General features: G+C 57.5%; 20 protein-coding genes. 9 read left to right on the forward strand and 11 right to left on the reverse strand.

What is annotated here, in order from left to right:
- Positions 1–56 precede the first annotated feature (56 nt).
- Both GPK42_RS04455 and GPK42_RS04460 read left to right on the forward strand, forming a co-directional pair.
- Positions 57–1,079 carry a helix-turn-helix transcriptional regulator gene (locus GPK42_RS04455; RefSeq protein WP_117647825.1) on the forward strand — a complete coding sequence of 341 codons (1,023 nt, stop codon included), beginning with the start codon at positions 57–59 and terminating at the stop codon, positions 1,077–1,079.
- The gene (locus GPK42_RS04460) at positions 1,066–1,983 is read left to right on the forward strand and encodes a helix-turn-helix transcriptional regulator (protein ID WP_215693813.1); all 918 of its coding nucleotides are present in this window, start codon (positions 1,066–1,068) and stop codon (positions 1,981–1,983) included. The genes GPK42_RS04455 and GPK42_RS04460 overlap by 14 nt, the downstream gene beginning before the upstream one ends.
- Here GPK42_RS04460 and GPK42_RS04465 read toward each other — a convergent pair.
- Together GPK42_RS04465 and GPK42_RS04470 are read right to left on the reverse strand one after the other, a co-directional pair.
- The gene (locus GPK42_RS04465) at positions 1,980–4,874 is read right to left on the reverse strand and encodes a helicase C-terminal domain-containing protein (protein ID WP_215693815.1); all 2,895 of its coding nucleotides are present in this window, start codon (positions 4,872–4,874) and stop codon (positions 1,980–1,982) included. The genes GPK42_RS04460 and GPK42_RS04465 overlap by 4 nt on opposite strands.
- The gene (locus GPK42_RS04470; RefSeq protein ID WP_215693817.1) at positions 4,868–5,833 is read right to left on the reverse strand and encodes a D-alanine--D-alanine ligase family protein; all 966 of its coding nucleotides are present in this window, start codon (positions 5,831–5,833) and stop codon (positions 4,868–4,870) included. Before GPK42_RS04470 ends, GPK42_RS04465 begins: the two co-directional genes overlap by 7 nt.
- Before the next feature lie 85 nt (positions 5,834–5,918).
- Between GPK42_RS04470 and rlmN the strand changes: the two genes are divergently transcribed.
- Positions 5,919–6,971 (forward strand): dual-specificity RNA methyltransferase RlmN, encoded by a 1,053-nt coding sequence (rlmN, locus tag GPK42_RS04475; RefSeq protein WP_215693819.1) that lies wholly within the window; start codon positions 5,919–5,921, stop codon positions 6,969–6,971.
- A 198-nt stretch (positions 6,972–7,169) separates the two neighbouring features.
- On the opposite strand, the gene GPK42_RS04480 is transcribed toward rlmN, so the two are convergent.
- The 9 genes from GPK42_RS04480 to rpmH all read right to left on the reverse strand — a co-directional run bounded on the left by GPK42_RS04480 (position 7,170) and on the right by rpmH (position 12,209).
- Positions 7,170–7,424 carry a hypothetical protein gene (locus GPK42_RS04480; protein WP_117564012.1) on the reverse strand — a complete coding sequence of 85 codons (255 nt, stop codon included), beginning with the start codon at positions 7,422–7,424 and terminating at the stop codon, positions 7,170–7,172.
- Complete coding sequence (locus tag GPK42_RS04485) at positions 7,414–8,319, reverse strand: ParB/RepB/Spo0J family partition protein (protein ID WP_215693821.1); 906 nt, start codon at positions 8,317–8,319, stop codon at positions 7,414–7,416. Before GPK42_RS04485 ends, GPK42_RS04480 begins: the two co-directional genes overlap by 11 nt.
- Positions 8,312–9,112 (reverse strand): ParA family protein, encoded by an 801-nt coding sequence (locus GPK42_RS04490; protein WP_215693823.1) that lies wholly within the window; start codon positions 9,110–9,112, stop codon positions 8,312–8,314. Before GPK42_RS04490 ends, GPK42_RS04485 begins: the two co-directional genes overlap by 8 nt.
- A 134-nt stretch (positions 9,113–9,246) precedes the next feature.
- Positions 9,247–9,912, reverse strand: a complete 666-nt coding sequence (gene rsmG, locus GPK42_RS04495) for a 16S rRNA (guanine(527)-N(7))-methyltransferase RsmG (RefSeq protein WP_252200104.1) — start codon at positions 9,910–9,912, stop codon at positions 9,247–9,249.
- A 168-nt stretch (positions 9,913–10,080) separates the two neighbouring features.
- Complete coding sequence (locus GPK42_RS04500; protein WP_215693827.1) at positions 10,081–10,650, reverse strand: Jag family protein; 570 nt, start codon at positions 10,648–10,650, stop codon at positions 10,081–10,083.
- Between the two features lie 44 nt (positions 10,651–10,694).
- On the reverse strand, positions 10,695–11,465 hold the full coding sequence (locus GPK42_RS04505; protein ID WP_006236192.1) for a YidC/Oxa1 family membrane protein insertase: 771 nt from the start codon (positions 11,463–11,465) through the stop codon (positions 10,695–10,697).
- Positions 11,466–11,494: 29 nt separating this feature from the next.
- The gene (gene yidD / locus GPK42_RS04510) at positions 11,495–11,719 is read right to left on the reverse strand and encodes a membrane protein insertion efficiency factor YidD (protein ID WP_082421942.1); all 225 of its coding nucleotides are present in this window, start codon (positions 11,717–11,719) and stop codon (positions 11,495–11,497) included.
- Positions 11,716–12,054 (reverse strand): ribonuclease P protein component, encoded by a 339-nt coding sequence (gene rnpA / locus GPK42_RS04515; protein WP_006236191.1) that lies wholly within the window; start codon positions 12,052–12,054, stop codon positions 11,716–11,718. Before rnpA ends, yidD begins: the two co-directional genes overlap by 4 nt.
- 20 nt (positions 12,055–12,074) lie before the next feature.
- Positions 12,075–12,209: a 50S ribosomal protein L34 gene (gene rpmH, locus GPK42_RS04520; RefSeq protein ID WP_019127408.1), complete on the reverse strand. Its 135-nt coding sequence runs from the start codon at positions 12,207–12,209 to the stop codon at positions 12,075–12,077.
- Positions 12,210–12,482: 273 nt separating this feature from the next.
- Between rpmH and GPK42_RS04525 the strand changes: the two genes are divergently transcribed.
- The 6 genes from GPK42_RS04525 (at position 12,483) to gyrB (ending at position 20,792) form a co-directional block, all read left to right on the forward strand.
- On the forward strand, positions 12,483–13,907 hold the full coding sequence (locus GPK42_RS04525) for an ATP-binding protein (RefSeq protein ID WP_252200105.1): 1,425 nt from the start codon (positions 12,483–12,485) through the stop codon (positions 13,905–13,907).
- A 15-nt stretch (positions 13,908–13,922) separates the two neighbouring features.
- Positions 13,923–15,647: a DnaA ATPase domain-containing protein gene (locus GPK42_RS04530; RefSeq protein ID WP_117746864.1), complete on the forward strand. Its 1,725-nt coding sequence runs from the start codon at positions 13,923–13,925 to the stop codon at positions 15,645–15,647.
- Between the two features lie 238 nt (positions 15,648–15,885).
- Positions 15,886–16,989 carry a DNA polymerase III subunit beta gene (gene dnaN, locus GPK42_RS04535; RefSeq protein ID WP_152068594.1) on the forward strand — a complete coding sequence of 368 codons (1,104 nt, stop codon included), beginning with the start codon at positions 15,886–15,888 and terminating at the stop codon, positions 16,987–16,989.
- Positions 16,990–16,999: 10 nt separating this feature from the next.
- Positions 17,000–18,106: a DNA replication/repair protein RecF gene (gene recF, locus GPK42_RS04540; protein ID WP_215693829.1), complete on the forward strand. Its 1,107-nt coding sequence runs from the start codon at positions 17,000–17,002 to the stop codon at positions 18,104–18,106.
- Complete coding sequence (locus tag GPK42_RS04545) at positions 18,093–18,656, forward strand: DciA family protein (protein ID WP_338404330.1); 564 nt, start codon at positions 18,093–18,095, stop codon at positions 18,654–18,656. The genes recF and GPK42_RS04545 overlap by 14 nt, the downstream gene beginning before the upstream one ends.
- Positions 18,657–18,761: 105 nt before the next feature.
- Positions 18,762–20,792 carry a DNA topoisomerase (ATP-hydrolyzing) subunit B gene (gene gyrB, locus GPK42_RS04550; RefSeq protein WP_117769723.1) on the forward strand — a complete coding sequence of 677 codons (2,031 nt, stop codon included), beginning with the start codon at positions 18,762–18,764 and terminating at the stop codon, positions 20,790–20,792.
- Positions 20,793–20,919: the final 127 nt, after the last annotated feature.

Consider the following 20,919-nt stretch of genomic DNA (forward strand, 5'->3'; position numbering starts at 1 on the left):
ATCTCCATATCGGACTAAAATCATGGCAGCAAACCACCTTCTCATGCGAGGACTCTATGACGGCAAGCGACGCGACCGCGACAATTAAAAAGGGGAATTCGGAGCCCAGTTTCGATAAAACGGCTCAGCGCATCCTCAATCTTTTCTTTGTGCTCAACAGCTCCCCCGAACCGCTGACGACCGAGCAGATCGTCTTGGATTCTGACCTGGGATATGGCTCGGGCAATATCGACTCGGATAAGCGCAAGTTTCGGCGCGATCGTGACAAACTGCTCGAACGCGGCATCTTAATCAAGGAGGTTCGCCCCGCCGGCGCGCAGGAGACCGAGGAAAGCTCATGGACAATCGACCGCGAGCACACGTTTGCGGCAGGCGGCCTCATCACCGCAGACGACGCCGATATCCTGCTCAACGCTATCGACCAGACAATAGCGGCCGGCTCATCCACTTTTGCCGCGCCGCTTGCCGATATTCGTTCCAAGATTGCCTACCTCACCGGCAGGACGACGGCGGACGAAGCACCGATCCGCCGCTCTCCCACCGTCGATGCGGTATGGAGCGCCTTTGCCGAGCGATGCGCGCTGCGATTTTTATATCAGAACGGACGCGGTGAGCAGAAAGAGCGTACCGTCTGCGTCTACGGCATGTTCGAGCGCGAGGGCGTTGCGTACTTCTGCGGCCTCGACAATGCCACCGACGACATCAGGACATTCCGCTGCGACCGTATCGTTCGCGCTTGGCGTCCTTCGAAGGCCTACGCCATCCCTGCAGACTTCAATCTCAACGACTACCTGTTCTTTGAATTCGATTTTGCCGACCGCCCGCCCGTTGCGGCTACGTTCTCGTTCGCCCCGCAGACGCAGATCGATATGATCAACGGCCTCACGCGCGGGCGAGGTGAGCTCGCACACACCGATTCGGGATGGACTTGGACCGTTGACGTGCGCGATCTTGAAGCCGCCGCCTCATTTTGCATGGCCCACGCCATGGACGGCATGAGGCCCATGGCCCCCAAATCGCTCAAGCAGGCGTGGAACCACCTCATTGAAAGGACGGTGCACGAGCATGCCCGTGCGTAAACTCACCAGCGAGCAGAGACTCTCGCGCGCCATCGACATCATGGAGGCCGTCTACGCCGCCGGCGAGAGCGGCATGACACGAACCGAGATTTGCAGTCGCTTTGACATCACGGGGGCGTCGCTCGACGAGATTCTCGAAATCGTCTCGACGCTCGCGGACCGAGAATCGGGTGCGCGTATCATCTGCGAATGCCACGGCGAGCGCGTGGTCCTCACCGGTGACGCCGGGCGTGTACTACCGCTGCGCCTGAGTGCCGCCGAGGGCGCTGTGCTCAACCACGAACTTGAATCGTTGGGGATCGAGCCCCAGGCGGCGGCTCGAATTCGACATGCTCTTCTACCCGAAGAGCTCGGCTATAACCAGCACGTCTTTGACACCGTCAACCACGGGTCGCACTGGCAGCAGCTGAGCTGCGCCATTCAGGACGGCGTTCGCTGTCGTATCTCGTATCGCTCGATGGACGATGCGCGGCCACGCGAGCGTCTGGTCGACCCCTTGCGCATTACAGCAAACGGCGACCAAACATATCTGATTGCCTGGGACATCGCGGTCGATGAGCAGCGCACCTATCGCATGGATAAAATCGAGGGACTCGCCTTGACGGAAGACTCCGTCGTGCCTCACGCACCGGACGTTGCATCCCTCCACGATTCCCTTGCCCGGACGCAGCGTAGCGCAAAGCTCTTGATGCCATTCGATATGGCGGAGCATCTGGACTGGGCCGGCATCACCCTAATCGAGCGCAGCGGGACAGACATGGCAACGGTAACCGTACATTATGGCTCCGAGCGTTGGCTGCTGAGCCAGATAATCGCAGCGGGCGGAGCCATCCGCATCTTGGATGATCCCGCCCTGTCAAAGCGTCTGTGCGATATGGCAAAAACCCTCGTCTGTCCGCTTTAGCGCCGCCGCTCGTGGCGTGCACGCCACAGCTGTAGATAGTGCCCGATCTGCGCCGATTCGATGCGCTGGTAGGAGCTCGTGGGCAGCGACGTTAAGAACTTCTTGCCATAGCCCTTCGTCACCAGGCGAGGATCCGCCAAGATCAGCACACCGCTATCGGTCGACGAGCGAATCAAACGCCCCGCGGCCTGCTTAACCTCGAGCACCGCCTCGGGCAGCGAATAGCGCGCCCATGCGCGGTCTTCGCGCAGGTTGCGCTCGCACGAGAGCGGGTCCGTGGGGCTCGAGAACGGCAACTTGGGAATGATGACGCAGCGCAGCGTCTCGCCGCTGGCATCAAACCCCTCCCAGAAGGCCTTGAGCGCAAAAAGCGACGAGGTCGGTTCGTTGATAAACCGGTCGCGCAGGCGACGAGGAGATGAGTTGCGCTGCTGGCAGTTGAGCTCCAGACCCGCACGGGCCATCTTGGGCTCAACGCGGGCGTATAGGTCCTCCATGTCACGCCGATTGGTGAACAACGTGAGCACCGATCCGCCCATGGCAAGATGGGCGTCGACCAGTACGCGCTCGAGCGCCGTAAGATAGCTCTCACGATCGCGCGGATCGGGGATATCGCCCGCAACGACTACAGCCATGTTCGAATCGAAGTCGTAGCTCGAATCCAAGTGCAGCGATGACGACGTTGAAGCACCGATGCGATCAAGGCCGACCGCATGGTTAAAGTGCTCAAAGCTTTTGGACACCGTCATGGTCGCCGAGGCAAAGATAGCCGTGTGAACCTCGGGCAGCCACTCGGTTGCCAAGGCCTCGCCAATGTCGATGCGCCCTGCGGTCATTGACTCTCCGCCGGCACGCAGCCTGCGATTGACCTGCAGCGAATACACGTAGTGTTCATCGGTACCATCAATGATGAGTTTTAGGTTCTCGGCCAGCTCGTGCAGGCGGCGCGAGATATCACCCAGGTCGACAACAACCTCTGGCTTGTCGGCGGCGACGGCTTGCACCAGCGCGTCGACGCTCTTGTCAGCTTGTTCCAATGCGTCGATGCCAGTGTAGGCCGACTGTAAGAAATCATGCCAGTCGTCAGATTCGCGCAGCTCGGGGCCAATCCATAGATTGGCATTGTCATAGCCCCCACGGGCACGGCGACCGAGCTCGCGAACGCCATCGAACACGCCGGCGATCGCCATGCTCGCGCGCGCAACCGTCGACGTCGCCTTGGCAGTAAGGCCCAGATAGAGCGTAGAGCCCTCGGAGGTTGCCAAATCACGGGAAACCTGGCTTAGCGCGCCGGTGCTCGAGCCACCCAGACGCTCAAACAGAACGCGTGATTCGTCCGCCGAAACCACACGCGCCCACTGACGGCGCGCCTCGCGCTCGATGGAATGGGCCTCGTCGATTACCCAATGACGAATCGGCGGCAAAATCCTGCCCTCGGCCGTGACGTTGCGGAACAGCAGGGAATGGTTGGTGACCACCACATCGGCATGCGCCGCACGACGGCGAGCGCCGTGGACCAAACATTTATCAGGAAAAAACGGGCAGAGGCGACGAGCACACTCACGCGAGGCCGTCGTAAAGTCGGGACGGTTGACGCTGCGCCACCGAATGCCGAGCGAGTCAAGGTCGCCATCGGCTGATTGGCAGACGTACGCCATAATGACCGCGACCGCCGTGAGCGTGTCCGCCGGATCGCGCTTGGTGGTAATCTCGACCTGGCCGCGGCTCATGCGCTCGAGCTTGCGCAGGCACGGATAGTGGTCATACCCCTTGAGAGCGCAAAATGACAGACCACCGTCCAGTTGCTCCGCAAGTTTTGGCAGCTCATGGTACATGAGCTGGTCGGCAAGATTGTTCGATTTGGTCGCAATACCAACCGTGATGTTGTTACGGCGTGCTGCCTCGGCAAAAGGCACCAGATAGGCCATCGATTTGCCGACGCCTGTGCCTGCCTCAATTACTCGATGAGTGCCCGTGACCAGCGCATCGCGGACCTCGAGCGCCATCGCGATCTGCTCATCACGCGGCTCGTAGGTGGGATACATGCGATTGACCAGGCCACCTGGTGCATAGTCTGCCTCGATCTCCTCACGACTCGGCATCTTGAGAACCGGCAGCTCATCGGCGTCCACCCGATCGTCGGCGCGATCGGCCTTGAGAACGTCAGCACGAGCGGCGCTGAGAGAGAAGATGGAACCAGGGTTCTGCCCTGCCAAGAATGAGAAGATAGGACGATAGGACCAAGGCACGTCCGGATGCATGTCGGCTAGGCGCGCCATGAGGCCCTGGGGCAAGTCGGTGAGCGCCACGAGCAACACGCGCCATACGCCACACAGGGCGTCGACGTCGGCATTGGCACGGTGTGATACCGAGTCGCAGCCAAACAGATCGGCCATAAAAGACAGCTTGTGCGAGGCCAGGCGCGGAAGCGCGATGCGCGACAGCGCCAGCGAATCGATCCAAATATCGCTCACGTTGACGCCGCCTTTGACCGACTCGATAAACGAGCGGTCGAACGTGGCGTTGTGTGCGATCACCGGGCAGCCACCGACAAAATCGGCGAGAGCGGCGACGGCCTCAACCGCCGACGGGGCATCTGCCACATCGGCATTTGTAATGCTCGTGAGCTCGGTAATCTCGGCGGGAATCAGCTGTTTGGGATGCACGAAGGTATCGAAGCGGTCGATGACCTCGCGGCCCGAAAGACGGGCCGCCGAGATCTCGATCAGCTCGTTGTCCTGCACCGAAAGACCCGTGGTCTCGGTATCGAGGACAATCACATCTTCCTCGATAAGGCCGAAGGACTGCGTTTTGGCGCGGTCAGCAAGCGTGGCATAGGAGTCGATGACAAACTGCGGCGTTCCTGACGAAACCGCGTCCTCGATTAGCATGCAATGCCCGCTCGACGAAGGCCCATACGGATCAGGCTGTCACAGACCTGCGGGAACGTCATGTCGTCGGTGTGGCGGATCTCATCCGGATACAGCGACGTATCGGTCATGCCGGGAATGGTATTGGTCTCGAGGATAACGGGGCCGTCCTCGCTCACAATAAAGTCGCTGCGCGAGATACCCAGGCAACCGAGGGCCTTGTGAGCGGCACAGGCAAGTTCCTGAGCGCGAGCGTAATTCTCGGGTGAAATCTGCGCCGGAATGCGATGGATATCCGTAGGGTCGACATACTTCACGTCCAGATCGTAGAACTCGCAGTCCTCGGGCTTACGAATCTCGACAATCGGCAGGGCGCGTACGTCATCTTCGCCGTATACGCCGACGGTGATCTCGGTACCCTCGACATACTTCTCGACCAGCACTTTGTCGCCGTACTCAAACGCCTTGGCGATTGCCGCGGGCAGCTCGGAGGGCTCATGGACCAGGGAAATGCCATAGCTGGAACCGTTGACGGCCGGCTTCACAAAGCAGCGCTCGCCACAAACCTCGACGATATGATCGATATCGACTTCATCGCCCACCTCGAGCGCAAGGCCGGGGGCAATGGAAATGCCCGCCTTGGCGTATAGGAGCTTAGAGACCTCCTTGTCGGCACCGCAGGCGCTGGCAAGTACGCCCGAGGCCGTGTAGGGGATACCCAGGGTCTCCATGGCACCCTGCATGGCGCCATCCTCACCGCCGGCGCCGTGCATGGCAATAAATGCCACATCGAATCCGCCGGTCGCCATGGTTACCATAAAGTCATCAGCGGCCGTGTCAAGCAGCTCCACCGAGGTGTAGCCGGCTTCCTTCAGTGCCACCACAACGTTCTTTCCCGAATCGAGCGAGATCTCGCGCTCGGCGGAATGACCGCCCGCCAAGACCGCTACGTGCATGTTCTCTAGGCTTTTACCCGGCATGGGCAGACTCCTCCTCTATAATTTCTGCAGCTGATACCATATTGTAGCGATACCCTCTACGTTTCCCCAAAATCGAAAGGCTTCCATGAATCCCAGGACTAAATCTCAGGACATTCGCGACTTGAGCCAAAACGATATTCGCGAGCTCGTGGCCGAACTTGGCCAGCCCGCCTTCCGCGCGAAGCAGCTCATCGAATGGGTCTTTGAGAAGAACGTTTGTTCGTTTGACGATATGACCAACCTTCCCAAGGCTTTCCGCGAGCAGCTTAAAGAGGCTTTTGCCTTTGACACGCCGACTGAACTCACCAAGCAGGTTTCCAAAGATGGCTCTCGCAAGTATCTGCTCGAGTACCACGACGGCGTTTCCGTCGAGACCGTCGGCATGCCCCGTCGTAACAAGCTTTCCGTCTGCGTTTCCACCCAGGCAGGCTGTGGCATGGGCTGTGCCTTTTGCGCTACCGGTCTCAACGGCCTCAAGCGCTCTCTGACCGCTCAAGAGATCGTCGACCAGGTACTTCATGTATCCAACGACTTTGGCGAGCGTGCCACAAGCGTTGTCTTCATGGGCCAGGGCGAGCCGTTTGCCAACTACGACGAGGTTCTCAAGGCATTGCGTATCCTCAACGACCCCGATGGTATCGGTATCGGCGCTCGTCACCTCACCGTCTCTACCAGCGGCGTTATTCCCGGTATTCGCAAATTTGCCGATATCCCCGAGCAGTTCACTCTTGCCGTTTCCCTGCATTCCGCCATCCAGTCGACGCGCAATAAGCTCATGCCCGGTGTTAAGAAATACACGCTGCTTCGCCTTCACGAAGCGCTTCAGCTCTACACCGAGAAGACTGGCCGCCGCCCGACCTATGAGTATGCCATGATCGAAGGCGTCAACGATACGAATCCCGAGATGCAGGCACTCTGCGACTTCTGCGAGGGAACGCTGTGCCACGTTAACCTGATTCAACTTAACGACATCGAGGGCAGCCCGCTCAAGCCGTCGCCGATTCATAAGGTTGAGGATCTTCAGCGTCGTCTTGAGTCCCGTGGCATCGAGACCACGATTCGTAACTCCCGTGGTAACGATATTGACGCCGCTTGCGGACAGCTGAAACAGCGCTTCAAAGTTCAGAAGAGCGCATAGGGGAGTCGCACTCCAAAACGTTTCATGTGAAACATCGGACGGCCCCTGTTGCAGGATATGCAACAGGGGCCGTTTCATTTATTGACCTCAATTTTGGACCGCCGCTAGCTTCCCCATTGTTTACGGACAAAATAAGCAGCCCTTGTCTCATGAATCAGACAAGGGCCGCTCAAAATATGCAGGGTAATTGTTAGGTACCTAATAGCCTACATTTTCCCATTGGTTGCTAACCCAACCTTGATTAATCTTAGGATTTTTTGTTACCTGAGCAGTGCGCATGGCAACATCTTCTGTCATAACATCCATTTTCTTCTTGGAAGTATCGACAATATCTTGCGCACCACGAAGCAAACGACCTCGAAGTTCATCGTCTGTCGCGATCTTATAGCCAGCAAAGGCACCGGCCGCGACAGTCGTCACCAATGCAATCGCAGTTAAAATCTTATTCCTCATCTTGGCCTCCTTGATCAAACTGAATCATTTCACCAAGAATACGAGAGAGCTCTTCCTCGTCTTTAAACTCAATCTCAATCTTATTCTTTCCACGCGAGCTTTTCACGCGCACGTTGGTATTAAATACCTGACGAAGTACACGCGCAGCCTTTTTAAAAGACTGAGGCGTTGCAGGCCGCAGCGTCTTAGGTGTCTCTCCGGCAGAAAACAATGGAGCAAGATTTTCTGTCGCTCTTACAGAAAGGCCCTCCGCAACAACCTTCTCTGCAAGTCGAATTCGAGCATCCTCATAGGGAACTGCAAGAATCGCACGTGCGTGACCAGCAGTAAGTTTACCCTCAAAAATCATCTGCTGAACTACTTCGGGGAGATCGAGAAGGCGCAGCGAGTTTGTAATTGCAGAGCGTGACTTGCTTACGGCCTTCGACAACGCCTCCTGGGTCATACCGCTAGCATCGATGAGCTGGCGATAGCCCTTAGCCTCTTCGACGGGATTCAGATCAGAACGCTGAAGATTTTCGATAAGAGCAAGAGCCAGCATCTCTTCATCATTAACATCTTTAATGATGACAGGCAGCTCCTCAAGACCAGCAAGCTTTGACGCCTGGTAACGACGCTCACCAGCGATGATCTCATAGCCGTTTCCATGCTTGCGAACCAAGAGCGGCTGCAAAACGCCATGTTCTTGGATTGACTCGCTCAACTCGCGAAGTTCAGTTTCATTAAAGTGAATTCGCGGTTGATTAGGGTTGGGAACGATATCCTCAATAGGTAGCTTTGTTTCAGATGCGGCATTTGAAGCAGATGCAGCAGAACCACCGGTCTCATACTCAGCCTCTGAGACCAAAGCATTGAGTCCGCGTCCCAATCCACCACGTTTCTTTGCACTAGGCACGCTTGATCACCTCTTTTGCAAGGTTCATATACGCTTTTGCACCCTTATTTTGAGGTGCATAGGTAATTACCGGTTCTCCAAAAGACGGAGCTTCAGAGATTTTAACCGTACGGGGAATCAGCGTCTTAAACGCCTTATCACCAAAGTACGATTGAACTTCCTCAACAACCTGATTCGACAAAGAAGTACGTGAGTCATACATGGTCATAAGCACGCCATAGGTGTCTAAGCCCTTGTTCAGACGTGATTTGACCATCTTCATTGACTCAAGCAGCTTCGTAACGCCCTCGAGTGCGTAATACTCACACTGGATTGGAATCAAAACGCTATCTGCTGCGGTCAAGGCATTGATAGTAAGCAGGCCGAGCGAAGGAGGACAGTCAATGAAAATAAATTCGAACTCGTCCTGAATCGGCTCAAGCAAATCTTTGAGGCGGGTTTCACGAGCAATTGCGCTTACGAGCTCAATTTCGGCACCTGCAAGCTGAATCGTAGCTGGAATTACGAATACCTTTTTGCAATTTGTATCAAGAACAAGCGATTCTGCCGGCACATCATTCAACAATGCATCATAGATGCAGTGATCAAGGTCTTCTTTTTCAATTCCAAATCCACTGGTACTGTTTCCCTGCGGATCAAAATCGACAATCAGTGTCTTACGACCCTGCTCACCCAGTGCTGCTGCAAGGTTTACAGCCGTCGTTGACTTACCGACGCCGCCTTTTTGATTGATGATTGCAATGATACGCGTGTCTTTTGCGTTCTTAGAACGCTTAACGTCGCGAAATCCCACGGTCCCTCCTGGTGTGTATTAAAGCTGTCAAACGGAGGATGTTTCACGTGAAACATTCCGATTCGATATCAACCGCCATGTTTCACGTGAAACACTGCAAGTTGTTAGTATCCATTATGTTTCACGTGAAACATCTAGGCAAGCGGATTCTTCTTAGCCATGCCATTTGCACGAGGCAATGAAACGGATGCTGGATGACTCTTCTTAAGAACAATGAACTCCCTGTGGCCCAAGCCCTCAGGCAAATCGATTGCGTCATTAAGAAGCAAAGTGAAGCCGCAAATCTTAGCTGCCGACATGCCGGAAACTAGCTCCTCATCCGAAGGATTACCCTTGGTGATAACAAATAGACCTCCATCCTTGAGGAACGGAGCCGCATACTCAACAAGAATCGGTAGAGGGGCAAGTGCGCGGGCGGTTACGACAGAAAACTGCTTCTTATGGCTTCGAGCATATTCTTCAAGGCGATCATGAATCGCATGAGCATGTTTCAACCCAAGAGCATGAACAAAAGAATTGACGGCATCAACCTTCTTACCAACAGAGTCAATATAAGTAGCTTTACGATGCGTGGTTATGGTTAACGGAATACCAGGGAAGCCCGCACCAGTCCCCATATCGAGCAAAGCTCCCTCAGAAGCCTTATTGATATAGGGGAGCAAAACAAGTGAGTCGAGGATATGAAGTACCGCAGTATCTTCTACGTTAAGAATACGGGTGAGATTAGTTGTCTTATTTGTTTCGAGAACCAAATCCAAATGCTGAATACATTTCCTCAGCTCAACATCAGATACGCTCAAGGAATACTCTTTGCAATAGGAAGTTAGACGAGTCAACATCTCGTCAGCTTGCTGATCAGTAAGTACTAACAACGAAAGCTCCTTTCTGACAAAAATCAGTGTATCGAGAACTTTTGACAAAAAAAGGGGACGTGGAAACCACGTCCCCTTAGCATAAGCTCGAGCAGATTATCGAGCAACAATCACCACATGGCGATCAGGGTCAGAACCCTCAGAATGAGTATCGACGGCATCATTGCCACGAAGTGCAATGTGAACCAGTCGACGCTCATAGGCATTCATGGGCGGAAGCGAAACACTCTTATGAGTGCGGATGGCACGCTCGGCTGCAGACTGTGCCATGGAGGCAACCTTGTCCTGACGGCGGCTCTTGTATCCCTCGACGTCCACTACAACCGGATACCTAAAGCCAAGCTTGCGGCTCACCAGCAAAGAGAACATAACCTGAAGGGCATCAAGGGTGCGACCATGACGGCCAATGAGAACAGCAAGGTCGGGAGCCGTTACATCCAGAATCAGCTCACCCTCGTCGCCCTCATACTCATCGATAGGAGAGTTGGCGGCATCGAAGTGCGAAAGGATGGAACGCAGGATGGAAATCGCGACATCGGCAATGGTGTCGAGCTCCTCGTCGGTCAGCTCTTCACCGGCCTTGTAGCGCTGTGCAATCTCGGGATAATCGCCCGCGACCTGCGGGGCAACCTCCTCAAGCATACCCTCGATGATCTCTTCAGACATAACGTACTCCAAAAGTTAGGTACCTAAATAAGATTGATATCCCGCTACTTCTTCTTGTGCGGGCGCGGCTTCTTCTCGCGACGAGTGACCTCAACCTGCAGCGGCGCGTTCTTAAGGCGCTCCTCCTCATCGGCCTTCGCCTTGTCGATGACCTTCTGCGTCACAAAAATCTGCTGGATAACCTGCCAAGCAGACGAGACGTCGTAGTACAGCAGAACACCAACGGGAAGGCTCCAGCCCATCCAAAGCATCATGACCGTCATGACAACGGCCATCATACGCATGCTCTGAGCCTGCTGGCCGGTCTGGTTGCGCGACATATAGAGCTGCGGAATCAGGGTCAGGACAGCGAACAGGATCAGGCAGACCAGCGCAGGCAGCGCGACCATAAAGCCATCGGCAAAGGAAGCGCTCGGCGTGGTGGTCAGGTCGGGCAGGATGTTGAAGAACGAGAACGTGCCGTCGTTAAAGTACTGCGGCAGGTTGCGCAGCAATGTAAACAGGGCGAACAGGATAGGCATCTGAATCAGCAGCGGCAGACAGCCAGCCATGGGGTTGAACTTGTTCTCGCTGTAGAACTTCTGCATCTCCTCGGCCTGACGCTGGGGATCGTCGGCATAGCGCTCCTGGATCTCGAGCATCTTGGGCTGCAGCACCTGCATGCGAGCCGTCGACTTGGTCGACTTGAGCATGAGCGGCGTCAGCAGCAGACGGATGATGACCACCAGGATGATGATGGACAGGCCCCAGTCGACCGCAAAGGTCTGGATGAGCTTGAGCAGCTCGAAAAGGATGTTAACGATCCAATCCCACATGTAAGTTTTCCTCCGATAGCGAGTGCCCGCTAGGGCACAGGGTCATAACCGCCGACGTGCAGGGGATTGCAGCGAGCGATGCGCCTCACGGCAAGCCAGCAGCCTCTCAAAACACCGTGCTTCTCAATCGCCTGGACGGCGTATTGCGAGCACGTTGGGTAATAAATGCAGGCGTCAGGCAATAAGGGCGAAATAACCTGTTGATATATGCGAATAGGAGCGATGGCAACACGTCGCAAAACGTGATTGCTCATCGCTCCTCCCCGGCAACGCCGGCGCGCTTCATAAGCGAACGCAACGCCTTGTCCATCTCCTGCGGCGAGGAAACCCTCGTCTTGGGAGTTGCGAACAAGATGATGTCATAACCCGCAACGGGAAATCCGCAGCTGCGGGCGGCCTCGCGCATCACACGCTTGGATCGGTTGCGCACGACGGCACAACCGAGTCGCTTAGCACCAACGAAGGCGACCCTTCCGGAGTCGCCTTCGCCAACCGATTCACATATGGTCATTCGAATCAGAGGGTGATTGAAACGACGCCCCTGACTGAACACATGCTCGAAATCTTGCCGAGACTTAATAGTCTTCATGCGAGATGTGTGTATCGCTGCTAGACAGTGAGACGCTTGCGGCCCTTGGCGCGACGACGGGCGAGCACGGCACGACCACCCTTAGTGGCCATACGGGCACGGAAGCCATGGGTCTTGGCACGCTTACGCTTATTAGGCTGATACGTACGCTTCATCTTAAGTTCCTCCTGCTGCATTTCGAGTGTCCGCGGGGACGCGGACGCAGATATAGACACGTGAGCTTGAAGATTGTAGGGAAATCAATGTTCAAATGTCAAGAAATCAAAGGTAAAAGGTTGCGCAGTTCACACGGTTCCCCCATAAGCCAAGCTCGATTTAGCGGTGCATGGCAACTTTTCACGATATTTCATCGAGTTTTCAACAGGTCATGTTGGCAATGTTGAGAACTTTTCGTCCGTTTTCCAAAGTTTTCAACAGGTTTTGAAAAGTTGTCGAAAGATGAGAAACATTGCACAGTGAGCTACTATTTGTTCGAAACCTTTTGGAAGATTGCGAGCGGCATGTCTGACGACTTTTACACCATGGTCGATTCCGGAGACCCGGCACCCGACAACGAGCACATCACCGGCGTGCGCGAAGAGCGTGACGAAGGTGAACAGACGACAACGCAGGCGCCAAAAGCCATGTACGCCGCGCGCATCGCCGTCTATGACGACATGCTGTCGACACCGCGTGTGATCGTCATTGATCCGCAAGATGTCCGCACGTATTTGGAAGAGACGACCAACACCGTCTACCAGTGCATGAAAGAACAAGGTGGCCACATCTCGCTCATGGTCATCCGCGAGATTGTCGAAAACTTTATCCACGCACACTTTGCCGAGCCCATCATCTCGATTCTGGACGGCGGAGACACCATCCGCTTTGCTGACCAAGGACCCGGCATCGACGACAAGGAACGTGCTTTCGACTTTGGCGTTACCAGCGCAAACAGCAAGATGAAGCGCTATATCCGTGGAACCGGAGCAGGGTTTCCCATGGTGCAGGAGTATTTGGAAAACGCCGGCGGTGCCGTATCCATCGAGGACAACATGGGCAACGGCACCGTGGTTACGGTAAGCCTGAACCCTAAACGCGTGCAGGAAATCGAGCGTGCCGGCGGACGCGGCGCTGCCGTGCGGCCCGAGACGGAGCAGCCCACATATCCCCTGCCGGGAGCTTTTGCGCAGCGGCCCGTGGCAACGCAGCAGATGCAGCCCCCCGTGGGACAGATGCAGCAGCCCGGAATGCTTCCCACACAAGAACCCCAGGCGGCATCTATGTCGATGCCGCCAAACATGCCAGAGGCCATGCCGCTGGCTGATCAGGATGCAGCAGCAATGCAGCAGGCGACGGGGGCGCCGGGTGGCCAGCAAATGGGCTATCAGCCGTACCAACGGGGATATCCATATCAGCAGATGCCGCCACTGGGGTATGTCCAGCAGTTCCCGCAGCAGTACCAGCAGGGATATCAGCAGCCGTACCAGCAGATGCCGCAGCAGCAGTACAACCCTTGGACCCAGCAGATGCCTCCACAGCCTTACCAACAGTGGCCTCAAAGTTTTCAACAGCAAATGCCGCCGATGCAGAGTTCTCAACAACCAGCAGCTCAAATGATGTATCCTAATGCAGCAAATCAGTATGCGCAGCCACAACCGGACGTGTTCGTAAGCGATCGCGGCAACGCCGCGCTGGGCTATCTGGCGCAAAATCAAGCGTGCGGTGCAACCGATCTGGCGAGGACGTTTGGAAACTCGGCCCCCACTTGGTCACGCACGCTCAATGACTTGGCGCAGGCCGGCTTGGTCATCAAGCATGGCCAGAAATACCATCTGACCGAACTCGGCGCCGCTCGCGTGCGAGCTCAGAGCTAAAGAACGGGAGAGACAGTGGACGAGGAAGCAAGCATCATCCTGGGGGATGCCATCGCCTTTTGTCAGCGCGACGGCCAAGATGCACGCCTCATCAACATGCTGGGGCAATCGCGCGCCATAAGCCTGACCGAAGATACGCTCACGATCGAGGCCCCCTCGCGCTTTGCCATCGCGCAGCTCAAAAAGCATCAGCCGACTATTGAGGCCTATCTGGAAGAAATCGCCTTTGCGCCGATTGCGCTCGACATCGTGGCACCGCAAGGCGCCGCGACGGAATCCGCTGCCGCGACGGCGCCCGCCACGGCTCCCGCTGCTTCCCCGGCGGTGCCGGCCTCCGCAGGCGACGTGCCGACAATCGAGCACCAGCACAGCGATGTTTCCCGTGAAACCATGGCGCCGTTGCCGACCGCGGTAGCGACGTCAACGAACGCACCCGTCACGCACATGCCCATCGCTCACGACGCAGCGGCGGGCGCGGATTCGGGCATTGCAATCAAGAACACGCTCTCGGCCGACGATTTTCGTCGCATGATGAACCAGATGAAGGGCGGAGCGCCGACTAAATCCACGCAAGCTGCGACCCCCGCTTCACCCATGCCAGCACCGACCGTGCCGGCCGAGCAGAATACGGATGGAGCCCCGCTCGCCGCGAACTCAAAATTTACCTTTGAGAACTTTGTCTACGGCCCCGAGAACAGCCATGCCTATCGCTCGGCACTCAAGTTTGCCGCCCTCGCGGACGAGCGCGGCACATGCACATCACTGTTCATCTACGGCAAATCGGGCCTGGGCAAGACGCACCTGCTGCTTGCCATCAAAAACGAGCTCGCCGAGAAGTCGCCCGAGATCAAGGTCAAGTATGCCAACTCCCAGGCATATCTGGACGACCTGATGACCGAGTTCGACCGCCAAAAGAAGAGCAACGCCCCCATCATGCAGGCGTACCACGGCGTGGACGTGCTCATCATCGATGACATCCAAAACATCATCGGCAAGCGCGCGAGCGTGGACTACTTTTTCCAGCTCATGGACGAGTTCATCCGCAACAACAAGAAGGTCGTCATCGCGGCAGACCGTGCCCCCAAGGACCTGAGCATGGACGAGCGTCTGACCAGCCGCTTCAACGCCGGCATGCTCTGCCTGGTCGCAGAGCCCAGCTACGAGATGAAATACAAGATCTTGCAGCGCTATTACGAGAACACCATCGTCGCCGCTCCCGAGGCAGGCGACGACTCGCTGCTGGCGGCCTATGGGGGCGACGGCGGACACCTGACCGACGAGCACTTTAAACACATGGCCGAGGTCTCGGGCACCAACATCCGCGAACTCGAGAGCTTTTGCGAGCGCTGCGCCGGCGAGGCGGGCGACCGCGAGCGCGAGGGCGGGGAGCTCACCTTTGACGATATCGACGCCATCGCCAGCCAGTACTTCGACACATCGGCCAAAAAGATCAACGTCCAGACGGTTCAGTCCGTCATCGAAGAGCAGTACGGCGTGACGCACGAGGAGCTCATCGGCCCGCGTCGCAACGCCAATATCGCCAAAGCACGCCATATCGCTATCTACCTGGCCATCGAGATGTGCGAGATGACGACCACGGCGGTGGGCGCCGAATTTGGCAACCGCAACCACTCGACCGTCAGCACGAGCTACAAAAAGGTCCAGAAGATGATCCAGGAAGACCGTACCGTCACCGAAGACCTCAAATCGCTGCGCGATAAAATTACACTGCGCTCGTAGGGAAATAGAGACACCTGTTGAAAACTTGTCGAAACCATGGGCATAAGGTGTCTAAAACCCAACCCGCGGTGGTGAAAAGTTTTGCGCAGGTTTTGAACGTGGAAAACCACCCCCGTTGCACACAGGTTGCTGTCGATTCTCTTTCTGGGTCTGACCTGCGTCTTTGGGAGTAATCAACAGTTTCGTCAGTGCTATTACTATTATTAAGATATTTATATCTAAAGAAAGGTATTAAAAGATGAAGTTCACCGTCAGCCAGAGCTCGCTTACACAAGCCATCGGCGTCGTTATGAAGGGTGTCGCTTCGGCGTCCACCCTTCCCATCCTGTCGGGCGTGCTCGTCAAGGCGCAAGACGGCATCTTGGAATTCCAGACCTCTAACTACACCATCTCGATCCGTCATCGCATCGCGGCACATGTCGAAGAAGGGGGCGAGATGGTTATCCCTTGTAAGATGCTCTCCAATATCACCAAGACCCTCCCCGATGCCCCGGTCACCTTTGAGCTGTCCGAGCGCCAGGTGCTGATTGGTTGTGAGAAGAGCTCTTTCCGCCTGAACACGCTCGATGCCAATGACTTCCCCGAGTTTCCGGCCTATGCCATCGAGAGCGCCGTGGAACTGCCGACCGATATCTTGTCCGAAATGGTCGGCCGCGTGTGGCGCGTCACCTCGACTGACAAGGCCCGCCCCATCCTGGGTGGCGTGCACATGAAGGTCGAGAACAACACCGTGCGCCTGGTGGCGACCGATTCCTTCCGCTTGGCCGTGTGCGATACGCAGGTCGAGACCTCAACCCTCGAGGGCTCCTTTGAACTCAACGTTCCGGCCGACGCCTTTAACGACGCGCTGAACATCATGGCCAGCCAGGCGACCATCATGATCGGGGCTACCGACACCCAGGTCGTCTTTGAGGCCGGCAACACCACCTACGTGTCGCGCCGCATCGAGGGCGTGTACCCCAACTACAAGCAGCTCATCCCCGATTCGTGCGTGACGAGCGTCAAGATCGACGTCGCCGCCTTTAACGCCGCCCTCAAGCGCGTGGCCGTTATCGCGAGCGCCAACCCCGCCGTCAAGTTCGAGATCGATGTCGAGAACGGGCAGATGGGCCTGTCCTCCATTTCCAATGACCAGGACCTTGCGCAGGAGACGATCGATGTCGAGGCCGAGGGCGAGTCGGGCACCATCGCCTTCAACTACCACTACATCTTTGGCTGCCTCAATGCCCTGTCCAAGGAGAAGGAGATCACGCTGGAGCTCAAGAGCTACTCGCAGGCGGGCATCTTCAAGTCCTACGACAAGATCAACTACCTGTACCTGGTCATGCCGGTCCGCATCTAGCAACTGCCCTATGACCATGTTCGCCCGCGATCTTTCCGTCGCGCACTACCGCAGCTTCGATAGCTATCGCCTTGCCCTGGACGAGGGCGTGACGATACTTGCGGGACCAAACGCGGCGGGAAAGACCAATCTCATAGAGGCGCTGCAGCTGCTGACGAGCGGCGCCTCGTTTAGGCATCCGACCGCAGCCGAGCTCGTCCATGACGGCGTGGGCTCGTGCAAGGTCGAGCTGAGGCTCGAGGGCGACGGCCGCGTGCTTGATATGGGATTGAGCGCGGAGGACGGTAAGCGCTCGTTTAGCCGCAACGGCAAGAGATGCTCTGCCGCCGGTGTACGCGGGGTTCTGCCGAGCGTGCTGTTTTGCCCTGACCATCTGGACATGGTTAAGCGAGGCGCCAGTGTGCGCCGCGCCGCCCTCGATGACTTTGGCATGCAACTGAGCGCACGCTATGCCGATCTTGCGAGCACCTATGGGCGCTGCGTGACCCAGCGTAACGCCTTGCTCAAGGAGACCTGGTGCTGCCGTGAGATGCTCGGCGCGTGGAACGATTCGATTGCCCGCGCGGGCGCGGCTCTGCTCGTGCACCGGTTGGCCCTGCTCGACCGGCTGGCGGGCCATGTACACACTGCCTACGGGCAAGTGGCGTCCGGCGAGGCTGCCAACGTGACCTATACGTCCACGCTGGGGGATTTGCCCCAGGTCGAGGATCGCGAAGAGCTGAAGGGCTGGGCGTACGAGCGCATGCTGGCTGCCCTTGATGAGCACGCCGACGAGGAAATTCGCCGCGGCGTGACGTTGGTGGGACCGCATCGCGATGAGATTGAGTTTACCGTGGCGGGTCGCTCCGCCCGTTCATTTGCCAGCCAAGGTCAACAGCGAACGTTGGTTCTGGCCTGGAAGGTGGCGGAGGTGGCCGTGGCTCGCGATGTCCTGGGCACCGCCCCACTGCTGCTTTTAGACGACGTGATGAGCGAGCTCGACGGCGAGCGTCGCGGCGCTTTTCTGCGGCTGATCGGCGATGATATCCAGACGGTCATAACCACGACCAACCTGGGGTACTTTACCGATGACCTGCTTGATCGAGCCAAGGTGGTGAGCATGGGTGAGACGTGCTAATTACGAGCGCGAGAGCGAGACAGTCGCCTTCAGTGGGTTTTTGAACGCAGAGCGCCAGCGCATCCTGGCGGCTGCAACACCTGAGCGCCGTGCGCAGATGGAGGCTGCCGAGGAGTCGCGCGCGATCTATCGCGCGTGGAACGCGGTGTGCTCGGGCACGCGCGAGGGGCGGCATGTGACGGGCCTGCGCTACCTGCCCGAGTCCAATGAGCTGCTGGTATATCTCGACTCGCCCTCGTGGACGCAGGAAATGACGCTGTTGCGCGAGATCATCCGCGCACGTATGGAGCGCGCCGGTGCACATGTGGACGGCCTGGTGTTCAAAACCACCGCGCCCGGTCACACGCCGCCCGCCGCCAAGCAGCGCCTGCGCCCGGCGACGACCGAGCGCCCGCCGGCCCCGCACGCCGACCTAAGTGAGGCCGAGCGCACCGAGATTGAGCGCCAAGTGGCGCCCATCGAAGACCAAAAACTGCGCGAGGCCCTCGAGAATGCCATGAGAGCCAGCGCCGAGTGGGCCAAGGGCGTGCAAAGCAAAAAAGAGCCTTAAATCGCATCTGGTGGCCTTGTAGAGCCAAATACCCTCGTTCCCGAGGGTATTTTTTTACGATAAACTAGTAAGGCTGTACACATTTTCTTGACTGAAGGAGGACGTGTGGCAAACGAAAACGATTACGATGGCGGCGAGATTAAGATTCTCGAAGGTCTCGAGGCCGTTCGTAAGCGCCCGGGCATGTATATCGGCTCGACGAGCGCCAGCGGTCTACATCACCTGGTGTGGGAGATCGTTGACAACTCCGTCGACGAGGCCATGGCCGGTTTCTGCACCGAGATCCAGGTGACGGTCCACGCCGACAACTCCATCACGGTCGTCGACAACGGGCGCGGCATCCCCGTCGACGAGCACCCTGTTAAAAAGATCCCGACGCTCGAGGTCGTCATGACGATTTTGCACGCCGGCGGTAAGTTCGATAACTCGGCCTATAAGGTCTCGGGCGGCCTGCACGGCGTTGGCATCTCCGTCGTCAACGCACTGTCCAAGCGCGTGGTCGTTCAGGTTCGTCGCGACGGCAACACCTACGAGATGGAGTTCTCGCGCGGCAAGACCGTCAAGAAGATGGAGGTCGTGGGCACCTCGGATTCGACGGGCACCACCGTCACCTTCTGGCCCGACGACGAGATCTTCGAGACCTGCATTTACGATTTCGATACGCTGCACAACCGTCTGCAGGAGACGGCGTTCCTCAATAAGAACCTCAAAATCGTGCTGACCGACGAGCGCGAAGCGACTCCCCACGTGGAGGAGTTTTGCTACGAGGGCGGCATCATCGACTTCGTCAAGTTCCTCAACGAGGGCAAGGACGTCCCCGAGGCCTTTAAGGAGCCCATCTACATCGAGGGCAAATCGGACCCGGACGCGCCTGTGGCCAAGATGGGCGAGGTCGAGGTTTCCCTGCAGTGGAATAGCGGCTACGGCGAGAACGTCATGTCGTTTGCCAACGACATCTACACCCCCGAAGGCGGCATGCACCTTGAGGGCTTCCGTACCGCGCTCACCCGCGTGATCAACGATTACGCGCGCAAGCAGAACCTGCTCAAGGAAAAAGACGCCAACCTGACCGGCGACGATGTGCGCGAGGGCCTTTCGGCCGTTATCTCGGTCAAGCTGCCCGATCCGCAGTTTGAGGGCCAGACCAAGGCCAAGCTCGGCAGCTCCTATATGCGCGCGCTGACGCTCAAGATCGTGACCGACGGCCTCGCCGACTACCTTGAGGAGCATCCTAAGCCCGCCCGCGAGATCGTCAAGAAAGCCCAGCAGGCCTGCAAGGCCCGCAACGCCGCCCGCAAGGCGCGCGAGGCGACCCGCCGCAAGAGCCTGCTCGAGACGGCGTCCCTGCCCGGTAAGCTCGCCGACTGCTCGGTGCGCGATGCCGAGCTGACCGAGCTCTTCATCGTAGAGGGCGACTCGGCAGGCGGTTCGGCCAAGGACGGCCGTCGCCGAGACATCCAGGCGATTCTGCCCCTGCGCGGCAAGATTTTGAACGTCGAACGCGTTGGTGACCATCGCGCGTTCTCGAGTGACACCATTCAGTCGCTGATTACCGCGATCGGCTGCGGCGTCACGACGAGTGCCGGCGACGGCGGCGACTTCGATATCACCAAGGCGCGCTACCACAAGATCATCATCATGACCGATGCAGACGTCGACGGTGCGCATATCCGCATCCTGCTGCTGACGTTCTTCTACAAGTACATGCGTCCGCTGATCGATGCCGGCTACGTCTATGTTGCCTGCCCGCCCATCTTTGGCATTAAGGTGCGCAACAAGATTCACTACGTGTATCCCAACGGCCGCCAGCCCGAAGACGAGATCCTGCGCGACACCATCCAGAGCCTGGGCCTGAACCCCGACGATAACGACGAGGACGGCAAGGCCAAGGACGGCAAGATCACCAAAAAGCGCAAGGGCTATACCGTCCAGCGCTACAAGGGCCTGGGCGAGATGGACCCCAAGCAGCTTGCCTCGACGACGATGGACCCCAAGACCCGCATTCTGCAGCGCGTGTCGATCGAGGACGCCGTGGTGGCGGACCGCGCCGTGCGCGAGCTGATGGGTTCCGAGGTCGGCTATCGCCGCGAGTACATTGAAAAACACGCCCACGACGCACGATTCTTGGATGCCTAATCCCCGCGGCTTTCCCAGCCACCGCACCTTCGCCCTCAATCGTCGGTCGCGTACCCAAGTACGCTTCCCTCCTCTTTCGGGCGAATCTGCGGCACCTGGAAAAGCCGTCTCCGTGGTAGGGAACTAA

Origin of the sequence: Collinsella aerofaciens, from assembly GCF_018785265.1 — a bacterium.
In the GTDB taxonomy this organism is placed as follows: domain Bacteria; phylum Actinomycetota; class Coriobacteriia; order Coriobacteriales; family Coriobacteriaceae; genus Collinsella; species Collinsella aerofaciens_AI.